Source organism: Streptantibioticus parmotrematis (assembly GCF_019890615.1).
In the GTDB taxonomy this organism is placed as follows: domain Bacteria; phylum Actinomycetota; class Actinomycetes; order Streptomycetales; family Streptomycetaceae; genus Streptantibioticus_D; species Streptantibioticus_D parmotrematis.
Window position 1 is genome coordinate 11,867 of the sequence record NZ_JAINVZ010000023.1, and the last position, 15,066, is coordinate 26,932.

The following is a 15,066-nucleotide window of genomic DNA, read 5'->3' on the forward strand; positions in this document are numbered from 1 at the left end:
GTGGCACCCAATGTCCCAGGACCCCCATCCGTCTGCGGCGACGCCTGCGCGGATCGGCACGGACCGGCCCGGTCCGAACCGGTCGTCCCCCTCTCGGTCGCACGGACGCGGGTGGGCCGACGGGCCGGCACGGCCCGCCGCCTCCCATGGTGCTCCGCGCCGCGCCCGGACGCAGCCCGGGCGACCGGTAAATTCTGCGCATGGTGACCGTACTGGTCAACGGGTCGCCCGGGACGCCTTCCGTGACCGGACGCGCTCGCAGCGCGTCCGGGTACCTGGCATGGTCTGAGGCATGTTGCAGGTCTGTCTGAACGGCGCCCGCACCCGGGACGACTTCCGGCGGCTTCCGGTGGCGCCGGACGAACTGGCGGCGCAGGCCGCGCGGGCCGTCGCGGCCGGTGCGCGCGACGTCCACCTCCACCCGAAGGACGACGACGGCGCCGACTCGCTTCAGCCGCGCGACGTGGCCCGGGCGGTCGAGGCGGTCCGGCGCGCCGTTCCCGAGGGCGTACGGGTCGGGGTCACCACGGGGGCGTGGGCGGTGCCCGAGCCGGAGCGGCGGGCCGAGCTGGTGCGGTCGTGGACCGTGCTGCCCGACCACGCCTCGGTGAACTGGCACGAGGACGGCGCCGAGCCGGTCGCCCGCGCCCTGCTGGAACGCGGCGTGGGCGTCGAGGCGGGCGTCTGGTCCGGGGGTGACGCGGCCGATCGTTTCCTGGGCTCGCCGCTGGCCGACCGGGTGCTGCGCGTGCTCGCCGAAGCCGTGGACACCGACCCGGACACCGCGCCGCACACCGCGTCGGCCCTGGTGTCGAAGCTCGCGGCGGGCGTCCGGGCGCCCCTCCTGCTGCACGGCGAGGAGACGGGCGCCTGGCCGGTGCTGCGGCTGGCGGTGCGGATGGAACTGGACACCCGCATCGGCCTGGAGGACGTCCTCGTGCTGCCCGACGGCTCTGCGGCCAAGGACAACGCGGCGCTGGTGACGGCGGCCCGCGACCTGATCAGCACCGGAGGCCGGTAGCGCCACGCGCCCACCGCCAACGCCGCACGCCATGTCGCGGTCACGCCTCATGTCGCGGTCACGCCTCCTCGTCGCGCCCGCGCGCCCCCGCTCCCCCTGCGGCACCCTGGAGTGATGGCCATGGACCCCGTCGACGCGCTGGAACGGATCGCCTTCCTGCTGGAGCGGGGGCAGGCGGCCACCTACCGCGTGAAGGCGTTCCGTACCGCGGCCCGGGCCGTCGCGGGCATCCCGCGGGACACCCTGCGCCGCCAGGCCGAGGCGGGGACGCTTGCCGCGACGGAAGGACTGGGGCCGAAGACGTCGCACGTCGTGGCGGAGGCGCTGGACGGGCGGACACCCGGTTACCTGGCCCGGCTGGAGGCCGACGCGGAACAACCGCTGACCGAGGGCGGCGAACGGCTGCGCGAGAAGCTGCGCGGCGACTGCCACACGCACTCCGACTGGTCCGACGGCGGCAGCCCGATCGCGACGATGGCGCGGGCCGCGGCCACGGAGATCGGCCACGAGTGGACCGTGCTCACCGACCACTCCCCCAGGCTGACGGTGGCGAACGGCCTGACCGCCGCGCGGCTGCGCGAGCAGCTCGACGTGGTGGCCGGGGTGAACGAGGAGCTGGCGCCGTTCCGGCTGCTGACCGGCATCGAGTGCGACATCCTCGACGACGGCTCGCTGGACCAGGACCCGGAGCTGCTCGCCGAGCTGGACGTGGTGGTCGCCTCGGTCCACTCCAAGCTGGGGATGGACCCGCCCGCGATGACCCGGCGGCTGATCGCGGCGGTCAGCGATCCGCTGGTCGACGTGCTGGGGCACTGCACCGGGCGGCGGGTCACCGGCCGCAGCCGTCCCCCGTCCCGCTTCGACGCCGCCGAGGTCTTCGCCGCCTGCGCCGAGCACGGCACGGCCGTCGAGATCAACAGCCGGCCCGACCGGCTGGACCCGCCCCGCGCGCTCCTGCGCCAGGCGCTGGAGGCGGGCGTGTACGTCGCCGTCGACAGCGACGCCCACGCCCCGGGCCAGCTCGACTGGCAGATCTTCGGCTGCGCGCGGGCCGAGGAGTGCGGGGTGCCGGCGGAACGTGTCGTGACCACGTGGGACGTCGACCGGCTGCTCGCCTGGACCGGCGCCTGACAGGGCCGTCCTCCACCCGCGGATGCCATGTCCGATTTCCGCCAGCAACGGCCCCGTGCGGGCCGCAGGATGGTGAGTGCGAGACAGTGAACCACCGCGAGGACGGAAGAGGGACGTGTCATGACGGTCCGCACGACGATCGACAGCCCGCTGGGCGAACTGCTGCTGGTGGGCGAGGAGTCCGCGACCGCGAACGGCGGTTTCGCCGTCGCCTCGCTCTCCCTCGCCGACCACGCCACGCCCGCCCCGCCCGCCGTCCCCGCGGACGTGCGGCGCGACGCCGACGCGCTGGCCGAGCCGGTGCGTCAGCTGGCCGACTACTTCCGCGGCGAGCGCCGCGTCTTCGACCTGGAGTACACGGTGACCGGCACCGCGTTCCGGCAGCGGGTGTGGCGGGCGCTGGAGGAGATCCCGTACGGCACCACGGTGACGTACGGCGAGATCGCCGAACGGATCGGCGCGCCGCGTGCGGCGGTACGGTCCGTGGGCGCCGCGATCGGCGCCAACCCGCTGCTGGTGCTGCGCCCGTGCCACCGCGTGATCGGCGCCGACGGCACGCTCACCGGCTACGCGGCCGGTCTGGAGCGCAAGGAGTGGCTGCTCACGCACGAGGGCGCGCTCCAGCCGACCCTGGTCTGACCGCCTCCTGACCGCCTCCAGCCCGGATCAGGCCGGTTCGGGCGACGGTTCCCCGGCGAGGTGCCGTACGCCGGAGCGCACCGCCCACCGGAAGACGGCGACCGCGACGACGGCGACGGTCACGGAGTCGTACGGCGCGGGAAGACGGTCCGACCCCTTGAAGCTGCCCAGCCAGGACAGCAGGGTGAGCACCGCGAGGTAGGCCACCAGCCAGGCGCCGTCGCGCAGTTCGTCGCCGAGCGAGCGAGCCGCGGTCGCCGGGTCGCGGCGCAGCAGCAGGAAGAGCGGCAGCCCGGCGAGCACCAGCGGCAGCGCGAGCCGCAGGTCGTGCCAGCCGGACCAGTAGACGAACTCACTGGCCACCATGAAGCTGACCGGCGCGATCCAGCGCAGCCCCGGCACCCAGCCGCTCGTGCGGGCGCCGGGCGCGGCGCGGAAGACGCCCGCGGCCACCGCGGAGGCGCCGTAGATCAGCAGGTACATGTCGCCCATGACGCTGACGATGTTCTGCCAGCTGCCGAACGGCAGCAGGAAGACCACGATGACGGCGAGGTTGAGGGCGAGCGCCCGGTGCGGGATGCCGCGGCGCGGGTCCACCCGCATCACGGGTCGCGGCAGCAGCCCGTTCTTGGCGAGCGCGTAGGTGTGCCGGGCGTCGATGGCCACGCCCACGTACGCGGAACCGCCCGGGGACAGGACGGCGTCGGCGTACAGCAGGCTGGAGAGCCACTGGAGGTTGAGCAGCAGCGCGAGTTGGCCGAACGGCGAGTCGAAGTCGACGCCCTTCCAGCCGTGCGCGAGCAGCGAGTCGGGGACGGTGAACAGGAAGGCCAGTTGCAGCGCCAGGTACATCAGCACCGCGAGGACGATGCCGGCCAGCACCGAGGCGGGCACCGTGCGGCGCGGGTTGCGGGCCTCGCCGGAGAAGTCCAGCGGCGCCTGGAAGCCGTTGACGGAGTAGACGATGCCGCCGCCGGCCAGGGCGCTCAGGCAGGCGGCGTAGCCGTAGGGCGCGAAGCCGCCGTGCGCGGTGAGCCGTCCGGAGTGGAATCCGGAGGCGAACAGCGCGGCGACGGTGACGACCGGCACCACGATCTTGAAGACCGACACCACGTTGTTGAGCCGGGCGAAGACCCGCACCGCGAACCAGTTGAGGCCGGTCAGCACGATGCTCAGGCCCAGCGCGACGCCGAGTCCCGAGGCGGTCAGGGTGTGGCCGTTGTAGATCCAGGGCAGGTAGTGCGCCGCGTACTGCATGATCGCGCTGATCTCCGCCGCGGTGCCGCCCACCGACAGCAGCACCGACCAGCCGATCATCGTGCCGACGAGCCGCCCGCTGGCGTACAGCGGCCAGCGTGCGGTGCCGCCGCCCTCCGGCCGGGACGCGCCGAGTTCGACCATGACCAGGGCCACCAGCGCGCACAGCACGCCCGCGCCGATCCACGACAACAGGGCCGCTGGGCCAGCGGTCTGGGCCGCGTACATGGCGGCGAACAGCCAGCCGGAGCCGACGATGTTGGAGAAGCCGATGGCCGTCAGGCCCCAGAACCCCAGGTCGTGGCGGAGCCTGCGCTCCTCGGTGTGGACGGCCGCCTGTCGGCCGGGTCGTGGCGACGCGGCGGCGTCGCCCGGCGGTTGGCCATCCGGCACGCTGCGGCTCCTCGGTTCGGTGTGCCCGCTCCTGTGTCGGCACCAGCCTGCCACCACGGTGCCCCGCGGGCCGGGTACCACCGCTCGCGGCGGTCGTCGTCCGTGGCGTCCGTCCGCTCCGACGGACCGTCGCCCCGGTTCGTACGACAGGATGTTCGTCGTCTCGGGTGCGCGGGCGCGGGCGCGCCGGATGCGGTCTGGCGTTCGGCGGGTGTCGGGTGCGGCGCCGGGTTAACGGCGGCGGGTCAGGCCTGGAGTGTCGCGCGGTCGCCCATGACGATCACCGGATGATCGGCCGGGTCGAGCGTCCTGAGCAGGTCGACCATGTGGGCACTGGAGAGCGACACGCAGCCGTGGGTGGGGCCGCCGTGGTCCACGTGCACCCACAGGCCCTGGCCGCGACTCGGCCCGAGCGGGGCACGGGGGTCGAGCGGCGTGGAGCCGGGGACGCGGTTGTAGTCGATGGCGACGACGTAGTCGAAGGCGCCGGTCAGCGGCTCGCCCTCGAAGCCGGTCCCGCCCGCCTGGAACGCGGTGGAGTGGTCGTAGGGCAGCTTGGTGCCGGGGTTGGCGTTCAGGCCGCCGGCGGCGGTGAGGGTGAACACGCCGACGGGGCTGCGCAGGTCGCCCTCGTGGTGGTCGGTGCCCCAGCCGCGCAGCGCGTTGTGCGCGGCCCAGGTGGCGCCGGGCTGCCAGCGCCCTGAGGCGTCGCGCTGCCACAGCACGACCGTGGACGTGGAGGAGTCGGCCGAGGCGCCGGTGACCACGAGGGCCTGGCGGGCGTCGGCCGGGATGCGGGCGCCGAACTTCGGCCCGACGCCGGGCAGCAGCGCGGCGCGGCCGGCGGGTGCGATGTCGCGGGCGGTCTGCGGCGCCGGGCGCCGCGGTGGTTCGGCGGTCGCCTGGACGTGGGTGTGCGGCAGGCCGCGCAACGCGGCGGTGCCCACCACGCCGATGCCGACGCAGGCGAAGGCGGCGACCCGCAGCTTGCGCGCCTTGCCGCTCTTGCGCGGCGCGCGGTGGCGGGCGCGGGGCGCGCCTGGCTGTCTCGGCGGCGGCACCGCGACACCGGGCGGCACCGCCGCGCCGGGATGGTGGTCCTCGCCCCCGGCGGAGCCGGACGGCGACGGCGAATCGTCCTCGGACAACGGTTCGCCGACGACAGCGGCTGGTCGGGGCACGTCTCCTCCTTGGCGGTCCGGTCGGTCCCACACCATAGACGTGCGAGCTCGTCAGCTTCGAACCGCGTCCCGGCTGATGCCGTTTGACGACGGTTCGCGTGCGGCGCCCGTTACACCCGCAAGTGACCGTTCCGCCCATATGGTCTTACCGCCGGAGCCGTAGCGGGTCCCCCAGCGGTCGGTGAGGCAGCCGACCAGGTACAGCCCGCGGCCGCCTTCGTCCATCAGTCGGGCGTGGCGCAGATGCGGGGAGGTGCTGCCGGTGTCGGACACCTCGCAGATCAGCGCGTGGTCGTAGATGAGGCGCAGCCGCACTGGGCCGCCGCCGTAGCGCACGGCGTTGGTGACCAGTTCGCTGACGACGAGTTCGGTGGGGAACAAAGCCTCCGACAGGTGCCAGGTGTCCAACTGCCGCGCGGTGAGCGTCCGGGCGCGACTCGGGGCCTCGGCAGTGGCGGGCAGCTCCCAGGAGGCGACCCACCGCGGGTCGACGACACGGGTACGGGCCAGCAGCAGCGCGATGTCGTCGCGGGAGCGGTCCTCGGCCCCGGAGGGCGGCAGGGCGGCCAGCACGCCGTCGCACAGGCTCGCCAGCGGCAGGCCGGTACGCTCCAGCACCCGGGCCATCGCCTCCTGCGCCGCTTCGGGGCCGCCGGCGCGCAGGGCCAGCAGGCCGTCGGTGTAGAGGGCGAGGAGAGTGCCCTCGGGCAGCGTCAGTTCGGCGCACTCGAAGCCCGTGCCGCCGAGTCCCAACGGCGGGTTGTCGGGCAGGCGGGGGAAGTCTGCGCGGCCGTCGGGGCGGACGATCGCGGGCGCCGGGTGCCCCGCGCGGGCGATGGTGCAGCGGCGCGAGACCGGGTCGTAGACGACGTACAGGCAGCTGGCCGCGACGATGCGGTCGGTCTCGTCGTCGGCCAGCCGGATCACCAAGTCGTCCAGTCTGGCCAGCAGTTCGTCGGGGGCCAGGTCGAGGTCGGCGAGGGTGTGGACGGCGGTGCGCAGCCTGCCCATCGTCGCGGCGGCGTGCACCCCGTGCCCGGCGACGTCACCGACGACGAGGGCGACGCGGGCGCCGGACAGCTGGATGACGTCGAACCAGTCGCCGCCCACGCCCGCCTCGCTGTCGGCGGGCAGATAGCGGTGGTGCACCTCGACAGCGTTGGTGGCCTTGACGTCGTGCGGCAGCAGACCGCGTTGCAGGGTGAGCGCCACCGCCCGGCTCTCCGTCAACTGCCGTTCGCTCACCCGGGCGCGGCTGATGAGCACGCCGATGACGGCCGCCGCGGCGACGATGCCGAGTTTGATCAGCCACACGGCGGTGTCGCCCGCGGGCACCCGGTAGTGGGCCAGGGCGAAGAAGGCCACGCAGGCGCCGCCGACCAGCGTGGTGGTGCCGACGTTGTGCACCGCCGCCGACAGCAGCGGGACGACGGCGAGCAGCAGCCCGTAGTGACTGTGCGGGTTGGATCCGAAGACCACGACCACGCAGCCCGCCAGGGCCACGAACGGCGAGATCCACAGGAGGTTCACGCGCCCGTCCCATGCGGACCCCGACACGCGCGAAGCGGCGGCCATCTCGAGACCTCCTCGTCCTGTCATCGTACGCCGCATACGTGCACCAATCGGGACGTATCCTCATCCATGACAGACGCCTGCCGGGATCTCGCGGTTCCCGGCGCAGGGGGCGGCGGGAGGCAGGAGAGGCGGCGGGAAGGCGACGGGCATGCGCTACCAGGACCGCGCGCAGGCGGGACGTGAGCTGGCGCGACGGCTGCGGGAGACGCGCGAGCGCGGCGGGCTGCCCGGGGGGACGGTCGTGCTGGCGCTGCCGCGCGGCGGGGTGCCGGTCGCCGCCGAGGTCGCGCGGGCGCTGGACGCCCCGCTGGACGTGCTGATCGTCCGCAAGATCGGCGCCCCGCAGCACGAGGAGTACGCCATCGGCGCGCTCGCGGGCGACGACCCGCCGTACGTCGACGAGTCCGCCGTGGCCGCGCTGCGCCTTGCACCGGAGGAACTGGACGCGCGCGTGGCGGCGGAACGGGCCGAGGCCCGGCGGCGCGAGGAGTGCTACCGGCGTGGCCGCCCGGCGCCGGACCTCACCGGCCGGTCGGTGGTCGTGGTCGACGACGGTCTGGCCACCGGCGCGACGGCCCGGGTGGCGCTGCGCCACGTGCGGGGCGCCCGGCCGCGGCGGCTGGTGCTCGCGGTCCCGGTGGGCGAGGCCGGGGCGGTCGCCGCGCTGGGCGAGGAGGCAGACGAGGTGGTGTGCGGATACCGGCCGCCGCGGTTCATGGCGGTCGGCGAGTGGTACGACGACTTCCGGCAGCTGACGGACGCCGAGGTGCTGGACGTCCTGGACGCCCAGGACGGCCGTTCGCCCGGCGGCTGAGGCCCGGTGCGCGCCCGGACGCGCCGCGCCTGGCACCGGACGACGGCCCGGCGCGCGCCGGGCGGGCGGCCCCCTTCACGCACCGGACGGCGGCGGCCGTATGGCCGGGCGGCGTCCTTCGGGCCGAGACTGGATCCATGGCCCGGCCCAACGACGAGGTGGCGGCGGTCCTGCAGGAGTACGCCGACCTGCTCGCCATCACCGGCGGTGACGCGTTCAAGTCCCGCGCGTACGAGAAGGCGGCCCGGGCGCTCGCCGGCCACCCGGCGGACGTCTCGCGGATGGACGCCAAGGCGCTGCGGGCGGTCCCCAACGTCGGCGCGTCGATCGCCGAGAAGGTCGTCGCGTACTTCCGCGACGGCTCCGTCCCGGAGCTGGACCAGGCGAGGAAGAGCGTGCCGGCCGGGGTGCGGGAGCTGGTCGCGATCCCGGCGCTGGGCCCGAAGAAGGCCATGACGCTCTACCAGGACCTCGGCATCTCCTCGGTGGACGAGCTGGCCGGGGCGATCCGCTCGGAGCGGCTGCGCGGCCTGAAGGGCTTCGGGCCGAAGACCGAGGAGAACCTGCTGCACGGCATCGCGCTGCTGCGCCAGTCGGGGCAGCGCGTCCCGCTGGGCACCGCGATGGCGGTCGCCGAGGAGGTGGTGGCCGCGCTCACCGAGGTGCCGGGGTGCGAGCGGTGCGCGTACGCGGGATCGCTGCGCAGGATGCGCGAGACCATCGGCGACGTGGACGTGCTGGTCGCGGCCGACGACTCCGGGCCTGTGATGGAGGCGTTCACCGCCCTGCCGTTCGTCACCGAGATCGTGGCGCACGGCGCCAAGAAGACCTCCGTACGCACCACCGAGGGGCTCCAGATCGACCTGCGCGTGCTGCCCGCGGACGCCTGGGGCGCCGGGATGGTGTACTTCACCGGCTCCAAGGCGCACAACGTCCACGTCCGGCAGATCGCCGTGCGCGACGGCCTGAAGCTGTCGGAGTACGGCCTGTTCGACACCGAGTCCGGCGAGCGGGTCGCCTCCGCGACCGAGGAGGACGTCTACGCGCGGCTGGGCCTGCCGTGGATCCCGCCGACGCTGCGCGAGGACCGCGGCGAGGTGGCCGCCGGGCTCGCGGGCGAGCTGCCGGACGTGGTGACCCGCGATGCCCTGCGCGGCGACCTGCACACCCACACCGACCTCACCGACGGCGTGGCCACGCTGGAGGAGATGGTCCTCGCGGCGTCGCGGCTCGGCTACGCGTACTACGCGGTCACCGACCACGCGCCGGACCTGTTCATGCAGCGGATGACCGACGCCAAGATGCTGGCGCAGCGCGAACGGGTGCGGGAGCTGGACGGCCGCCACCGGCGGATGCGGCTGCTGCACGGCACCGAACTGAACATCGGGCCGGACGGCGCGGTGGACTGGCCGCCTCAGTTCCTGGCGGGGTTCGACCTATGCGTGGCGTCGGTGCACTCGCACTTCGCCCTCTCGCGCGACGCGCAGACCCGCCGCCTGCTGCGGGCCTGCGAGAACCCGTACGTCAACGTCATCGGCCATCCGACCGCCCGCCGCCTCGGCAAGCGCACCGGCATCGACGCCGACCTGGACGCGGTGTTCGCCGCCTGCGCCCGCACCGGCACCGCGCTGGAGATCAACGGCCAGCCGGAACGCCTGGATCTGGGCGACGAGGAGATCCTGCGGGCGCGGCAGTACGGGGTGAGGTTCGCCGTGGACAGCGACGCCCACTCCACGCCCGGCCTGGACTACGTGCGCTACGGCGTCGGCACCGCCCAGCGCGGCTGGCTCACCGCCGACGACGTGATCAACACCTGGCCGCTGCGCAAGCTCAAGCGCTTCCTGCGCAAGGAGGGCCGCGAGGAGACCTCGGGCTAGGCGGCCGGCGGCGGGGAGGCCGGGGCGAGCGCGAGTGCCGGTTCGGTCAGCGCGAACGCGGTGTTGACCAGGGCGACGTGGGTGAAGGCCTGCGGGGTGTTGCCCAGTTGGCGGCCGGCGGCCGGGTCCCACTCCTCCGACAGCAGCCCCAGGTCGTTGGCGGAGGCCAGCGCCCGTTCGAACAGCTCGTGCGCCTCGCCGCGCCGCCCGATCGCGGCCAGCGCGTCGGCGAGCCAGAAGGAGCAGGCCAGGAACGCGCCCTCGGTGCCGGGCAGTCCGTCGCAGGCGGTGCCGCCGGAGCGTGCGGGCGGATAGCGGCGCACGAAGCCGCCGTCGTCCAGCTCGTCGCGCACCGCCTCGACGGTGCGCACCACCCTGGGGTCGTCCGGCGGCAGGAAGCCGGTCCTGACGACGAACAGCGTGGCCGCGTCCAGCTCGCGGCCGCCGTAGTGGGCGGTGAAGACGCCGCGGCCCGGGTCGTAGGCGCGGGCGCAGACGTCGGCGTGGATGGCGTCGCGCACCGCGCGCCAGCGGTCGATGGGGGCGGGCAGCCCGGTGGTCTCGGCCATCCGCACCGCGCGGTCGGCGGCCACCCAGGCCAGCACCTTGGAGTGGGTCCAGTGCCTGCGTTCGCCGCGCACCTCCCACAGGCCCTCGTCCGCGTCGCCCCAGTGGGCCTCCAGATGGCGCATCAGGGTGCGCAGCAGGCCCCAGACCCGGCGTTCCATCGGGATCCCGGCACGCAGCGCGAGGTAGAGGGTGTCCACGACCTCGCCGTAGACGTCGAGCTGGAGCTGCCCCACGGCGGCGTTGCCCAGCCGTACCGGCGCGGAGCCCTGGTGGCCGGGCAGCCAGTCGGCCACGGTCTCGGGCAGCCGCCGCTCACCGGCGACGCCGTAGACGCTCTGCAGGTCGCCGGGCTCGCCCGCGACGGCCCGCACCAGCCAGTGCCGCCAGGCCTCCGCCTCCTCGCGGAACCCGCCGCGCAGCAGGGCGGACAGCGTCATGCTGGAGTCGCGCAGCCAGCAGAAGCGGTAGTCCCAGTTGCGCACCCCGCCGAGGGTCTCCGGCAGCGAGGTGGTCGGGGCGGCGACGATGCCGCCGGTGGGCGCGTAGGCGAGCGCCTTGAGGGTGATCAGCGACCGCAGGACGGCGCCGCGCCACGGACCCCGGTAGCGGCACCCCTCGGTCCAGCGGCGCCACTCCCGGACGGTCTGCTCCAGCTCGCGATCCGGGTCGACCCGGTGGACGGTGCGCAGGTGGGAGGGCTGCCAGGTCAGGACGAACGGCACGCGGTCACCCGCCCGTACGGTGAATTCCGAGCGGGTGGCGCCGTCGTGCCCGAAGGTGTGCACACCGGCCGGGACCCGCAGCCAGGCCGAGTCGGGCCCCGCGGTGGCGACGCGGTGGTGCTCGGTGCGCCGCACCCAGGGCGTCACGCGTCCATAGTTGAAGCGCGGGCGCAGGTCGCCGCGCATCGGCACGACGCCGCGCAGTCCTTCGACGATGCGCAGCAGGCGGGGCGCGCGGTCGCGGTGCGGCATGAAGTCGGTGACCCGCACGGCCCCGGTGGCGGTCTGCCAGAACGTCTCGAGCACCAGGCTGTCGCCCCGGTAGGCCCGGCTCTCGCAGGTGTCGGCGCCGACCGGCGCGAGCCGCCAGCCGCCGTGCCGCTCGTCGCCGAGCAGGGCCGCGAAGCAGGCGGGCGAGTCGAACCTCGGCAGGCACAGCCAGTCCACACCGCCGTCCCGTCCCACCAGGGCGGCGGTCTGCAGATCGCCGATCAGGGCGTAGTCCTCGATGCGTCCCGGCATGCCGGCTCCGTCCGGTGCGGTGCGGCTTCGCCGTGCTCCATTCTCCCGCCGGGGCGCCCGGGTTCGCCAACGGTCCCCGGCGGCACGCGGGCGCCGCCGCCCGGTGCGGCGGACCGGTGCGGCGCGGTGCCCGCCCGGTTGCGGCGGGTGGGTGACGGGGGCAGGCTTTCTGTGGCCGAGGGTGGACCTGTCGGCCGAGAAGGGGTGCTCGCATGAAGCGACCGAGGTGGATTCCGGAAGGGACGGATCAGGAGACGCCGAACGTCGCCCGGGTCTACGACTGCTACCTCGGCGGGTCGCACAACTTCGCCGCCGACCGGGAGATGGCCCGCAAGGCCGTGGAGCTGTGGCCCGAACTCCCCAAGATCATGCGCGCCAACCGGGGGTTCCTGCGGCGGGCCGTGCAGTACCTGGCGGAGCGGGGCTTCACCCGGTTCCTGGACATCGGCTCCGGTATCCCCACCTTCGGCGCGGTCCACGAGGTCGCCCGCCGGATCCAGCCGGATGCGCGAGTGGTCTACGTGGACATCGACCCGGTCGCGGTCGCGCACAGCAGGCTGATCCTGGAGGGCGACGAGCGGGCGGCGGTGATCGAGGCGGACATGCGCGAGCCGCGCGCCCTGCTCGCGGATCCGGCGGTGGCGGACCTGCTGGCGGCGGGCGAGCCGGTGGCGGTGCTGCTGGTGGCGGTGCTGCACTTCGTCCGCGACGAGGAGGACCCGGTCGGCATCGTGCGCGTGCTGCGCGACGCCATGCCGCCGGGCAGCGCGCTGGTGCTCTCCCACGCCTCGTTCGAGGGCCGCCCGGACCAGGCGGGCCCGCACCAGGACCTGTACGCGCGCACCCCGACCCCGTTGACGATGCGGTCCCGGGAGGACGTCGTGCGGCTCTTCGACGGTTTCGAGCTGATCGAGCCCGGGGTGGTCTACCTGCCCGAATGGCGTCCCGAGCGCCCGGAGTCGGTGGGGCCGCACCCCGAGCGCATGACCGGGCTGGCAGGGGTGGGGCGTCTGTCGTGAGCGCCGCACCGACGGCGGGCCACGCCGCCGCGCAGGCCGGATTCGAGGAGGCGTGGGCCCGGCTGCTACGGGAGGGCCACGGGGCCGCGGTCCATCCGGGCACCCTCGGCCGCGTCGTGTCACGCACCATCGAACTGCTGGGCCGGGCACGGGATGCCGAACCGTTCGACCCGGCCCCCGCCGAGCAGGCCGGGGCGCTGCTGGTGGAGGCGCACTTCACCGACGCGGCGGTGCTGGCCCGGGCCGTGGAACTGCTGCTGGGCCATCCGGCGGGCGAGCACGCCCCCAAGGTGGCCGGCGCGTTCGCGTCCGGCTGGACGGTGGCGCTGCGCGACCGCACGCTGCGCGAGCAGGAGGCGATCCGCCTCGCCGCCGACCTGGCCCGCAAGGGCGCGGAGAAGGCCCTGTACGCGTCGGAGGCGCGGTTCCGGGCGGTCTTCGAGAGCGCCGCGATCGGCATCGGCATCGGCGACGTGAACGGCAACATCCTGGCCGTCAACCGGGCGTTGCAGGAGATGTTCGGCGCCCGGCCGCAGGACATGCGGGACCTGCGGGTCCCCGAGCTGGTGCACCCGGAGGACACGCCCGGGGTGTGGGAGGCGTACGACGACCTGGTCAACGGCAGGCGCGAGCACTTCCAGTTCGACAAGCCGTACTACCGCCGCGCCGGCGGCGTGATCTGGACGCATCTGACGGTCTCGCTGATCCGGGACGAGGAGGGCGTGCCGCGTTACCAGGTGGCGATGCTGGAGGACATCACCGACCGGCACCGGCTCCAGGAGCGGCTGCGCTTCCAGGCGACCCACGACCCGCTGACCGGGCTGCCGAACCGGGCGGAGTTCTTCGAGCGGCTGGAGCGGATCTTCGACTCGCCGGAGCCCGGTGCCCGGTTCGGGCTGTGCTCGGTGGACCTCGACGGCTTCAAGGCCATCAACGACAGCCTCGGGCACGAGACCGGCGACCAGTTGCTGGCGGCGGTCGCGGAACGGCTCGCCTCGACGGTGGCACCGCTGGGACACCTGGTGGCGCGGCTGGGCGGCGACGAGTTCGTGGTGCTGCTGGAGAGCTGCCTGGGGCACCAGGAGAGCGTCGCGGTGGCGAAGACGGTGCTGGACGCGCTCTCCCAGCCGTTCCTGATCGGTGACCAGAAGCTCGCGGTGCGCGCGAGCGTCGGCGTGCTGGAACGCCCGGTCGCGGCGACCACCCCCGGGGCGGCCATGCGCGCCGCCGACCTGACGCTGTACCGGGCGAAGAAGGAGGGGCGGGGGCGATGGACGCTGTTCGACCCCAAGCGCAACGCGGTGGCGGTCAGCCGGTACGCGATGTCGGTGCGGATGCCGATGGCGCTGGACCGAGGCGAGTTCTTCATCGACTACCAGCCGTTGTGCTCGCTGCGGGACGGCTCGCTGGCCGCGGTCGAGGCGCTGGTGCGCTGGCGCCATCCCGAGCTGGGGGTCCTGGGACCGGACGAGTTCGTGGCGACGGCGGAGGAGACCGGGCTGATCATCCCGCTGGGCCGGTGGGTGCTGGAGCAGGCCTGCGACCAGGCGGCGCGGTGGGCGCGCCGGTTCGGTCCCGGGACGCCGAAGATGAACGTGAACCTGGCCGTGCGTCAGGCCAGGAACGCGGCGCTGGTCTCGGACGTCGACCGGGTGCTGCGCGGCACCGGTCTCGATCCCTCGGGGCTCCAGCTGGAGATCACCGAGAGCGCGGTGCTGGGGCCGCGCGACCACGCTTTGCAGGCGATGCACGCGCTGGTGGACATGGGGGTGTCGCTGACCGTGGACGACTTCGGCACCGGCTGGTCGAACCTGGCGTACCTGCGCGACCTGCCGGTCTCGGGGCTGAAGATCGCCGGGTCGTTCATCTCCGACGTGCACGACCGGCCGAGCCCGCACGACGGCGGCGACGGCGAGTTGCTCGGCTGGCGGATCGTCAGCGGCCTGGTGTCGCTGGCGCACACCCTGGGCCTGACGGTGACCGCCGAGGGCGTGGAGACCGCGGCGGACGCCGAACGGCTGCGGGCGATGGGGTGCGACTGGGCGCAGGGCTGGTACTACGGCCGGCCGACCCGGCCGGAGGAGATCACCCGGCGCATCGCGGAGGGGCTCGGTGACCCCCGGGTACGGCGCGCCTGAGACCGCGCCAGGCCCTTCGTTCGCGACACACCACACTTTTCGTAAACAAACGGCAAAATAGCCGCAAATCAGACAAACGCCCTTGACCTGACCCAACTGCCCTGCCAATGTGGGGGTCCTGGCACCGCGATCGGTACGAACGCAAGATCGCATCCGGCGCGGAGAGCACATTCGCCAGTTGTGGTGGTCGACGCATCACGCGTCCGA

Annotated in this window: 11 protein-coding genes; 7 read left to right on the forward strand and 4 right to left on the reverse strand. The window is 74.2% G+C overall.

Annotated features, from left to right (window positions below):
* Positions 1 to 292: 292 nt before the first annotated feature.
* From K7472_RS26055 to K7472_RS26065, 3 genes are all read left to right on the forward strand, one after another.
* On the forward strand, positions 293 to 1,021 hold the full coding sequence (locus tag K7472_RS26055) for a 3-keto-5-aminohexanoate cleavage protein (RefSeq protein WP_222981007.1): 729 nt from the start codon (positions 293 to 295) through the stop codon (positions 1,019 to 1,021).
* Between the two features lie 120 nt (positions 1,022 to 1,141).
* Positions 1,142 to 2,152 (forward strand): PHP domain-containing protein, encoded by a 1,011-nt coding sequence (locus K7472_RS26060; RefSeq protein WP_222981097.1) that lies wholly within the window; start codon positions 1,142 to 1,144, stop codon positions 2,150 to 2,152.
* Between the two features lie 120 nt (positions 2,153 to 2,272).
* Entirely contained in the window at positions 2,273 to 2,791 is a 519-nt protein-coding gene (locus K7472_RS26065) for a methylated-DNA--[protein]-cysteine S-methyltransferase (RefSeq protein WP_222981008.1), read from the forward strand.
* A gap of 27 nt (positions 2,792 to 2,818) precedes the next feature.
* Here the strand turns inward: K7472_RS26065 and K7472_RS26070 are convergent, their stop codons facing one another.
* From K7472_RS26070 to K7472_RS26080, 3 genes are all read right to left on the reverse strand, one after another.
* Positions 2,819 to 4,441 (reverse strand): APC family permease, encoded by a 1,623-nt coding sequence (locus K7472_RS26070; RefSeq protein WP_222981009.1) that lies wholly within the window; start codon positions 4,439 to 4,441, stop codon positions 2,819 to 2,821.
* Between the two features lie 245 nt (positions 4,442 to 4,686).
* The gene (locus K7472_RS26075; RefSeq protein ID WP_308014092.1) at positions 4,687 to 5,622 is read right to left on the reverse strand and encodes a L,D-transpeptidase family protein; all 936 of its coding nucleotides are present in this window, start codon (positions 5,620 to 5,622) and stop codon (positions 4,687 to 4,689) included.
* Positions 5,623 to 5,673: 51 nt separating this feature from the next.
* Positions 5,674 to 7,152, reverse strand: a complete 1,479-nt coding sequence (locus K7472_RS26080) for an ATP-binding SpoIIE family protein phosphatase (protein ID WP_308014093.1) — start codon at positions 7,150 to 7,152, stop codon at positions 5,674 to 5,676.
* Between the two features lie 193 nt (positions 7,153 to 7,345).
* Between K7472_RS26080 and K7472_RS26085 the strand changes: the two genes are divergently transcribed.
* Both K7472_RS26085 and polX read left to right on the forward strand, forming a co-directional pair.
* Entirely contained in the window at positions 7,346 to 8,011 is a 666-nt protein-coding gene (locus K7472_RS26085) for a phosphoribosyltransferase (protein ID WP_222981011.1), read from the forward strand.
* Between the two features lie 137 nt (positions 8,012 to 8,148).
* Positions 8,149 to 9,888 (forward strand): DNA polymerase/3'-5' exonuclease PolX, encoded by a 1,740-nt coding sequence (gene polX / locus K7472_RS26090; RefSeq protein ID WP_222981012.1) that lies wholly within the window; start codon positions 8,149 to 8,151, stop codon positions 9,886 to 9,888.
* On the opposite strand, the gene K7472_RS26095 is transcribed toward polX, so the two are convergent.
* Entirely contained in the window at positions 9,885 to 11,702 is a 1,818-nt protein-coding gene (locus K7472_RS26095; protein WP_222981013.1) for a glycoside hydrolase family 15 protein, read from the reverse strand. The genes polX and K7472_RS26095 overlap by 4 nt on opposite strands.
* Positions 11,703 to 11,914: 212 nt before the next feature.
* Between K7472_RS26095 and K7472_RS26100 the strand changes: the two genes are divergently transcribed.
* Together K7472_RS26100 and K7472_RS26105 are read left to right on the forward strand one after the other, a co-directional pair.
* Positions 11,915 to 12,721 (forward strand): SAM-dependent methyltransferase, encoded by an 807-nt coding sequence (locus K7472_RS26100; RefSeq protein ID WP_222981014.1) that lies wholly within the window; start codon positions 11,915 to 11,917, stop codon positions 12,719 to 12,721.
* The gene (locus K7472_RS26105; protein WP_308014094.1) at positions 12,718 to 14,859 is read left to right on the forward strand and encodes a putative bifunctional diguanylate cyclase/phosphodiesterase; all 2,142 of its coding nucleotides are present in this window, start codon (positions 12,718 to 12,720) and stop codon (positions 14,857 to 14,859) included. The genes K7472_RS26100 and K7472_RS26105 overlap by 4 nt, the downstream gene beginning before the upstream one ends.
* Positions 14,860 to 15,066 lie beyond the last annotated feature (207 nt).

What these genes read in the sequence shown, in the direction of transcription:
- polX (WP_222981012.1), top strand. Translation starts at nt 8,149, where the DNA reads ATGGCCCGGCCCAACGACGAGGTGGCGGCGGTCCTGCAGGAGTACGCC.
- K7472_RS26065 (WP_222981008.1), top strand. Translation starts at nt 2,273, where the DNA reads ATGACGGTCCGCACGACGATCGACAGCCCGCTGGGCGAACTGCTGCTG.
- K7472_RS26095 (WP_222981013.1), bottom strand. Translation starts at nt 11,702, where the DNA reads ATGCCGGGACGCATCGAGGACTACGCCCTGATCGGCGATCTGCAGACC.
- K7472_RS26060 (WP_222981097.1), top strand. Translation starts at nt 1,142, where the DNA reads ATGGACCCCGTCGACGCGCTGGAACGGATCGCCTTCCTGCTGGAGCGG.
- K7472_RS26100 (WP_222981014.1), top strand. Translation starts at nt 11,915, where the DNA reads ATGAAGCGACCGAGGTGGATTCCGGAAGGGACGGATCAGGAGACGCCG.
- K7472_RS26055 (WP_222981007.1), top strand. Translation starts at nt 293, where the DNA reads ATGTTGCAGGTCTGTCTGAACGGCGCCCGCACCCGGGACGACTTCCGG.
- K7472_RS26085 (WP_222981011.1), top strand. Translation starts at nt 7,346, where the DNA reads ATGCGCTACCAGGACCGCGCGCAGGCGGGACGTGAGCTGGCGCGACGG.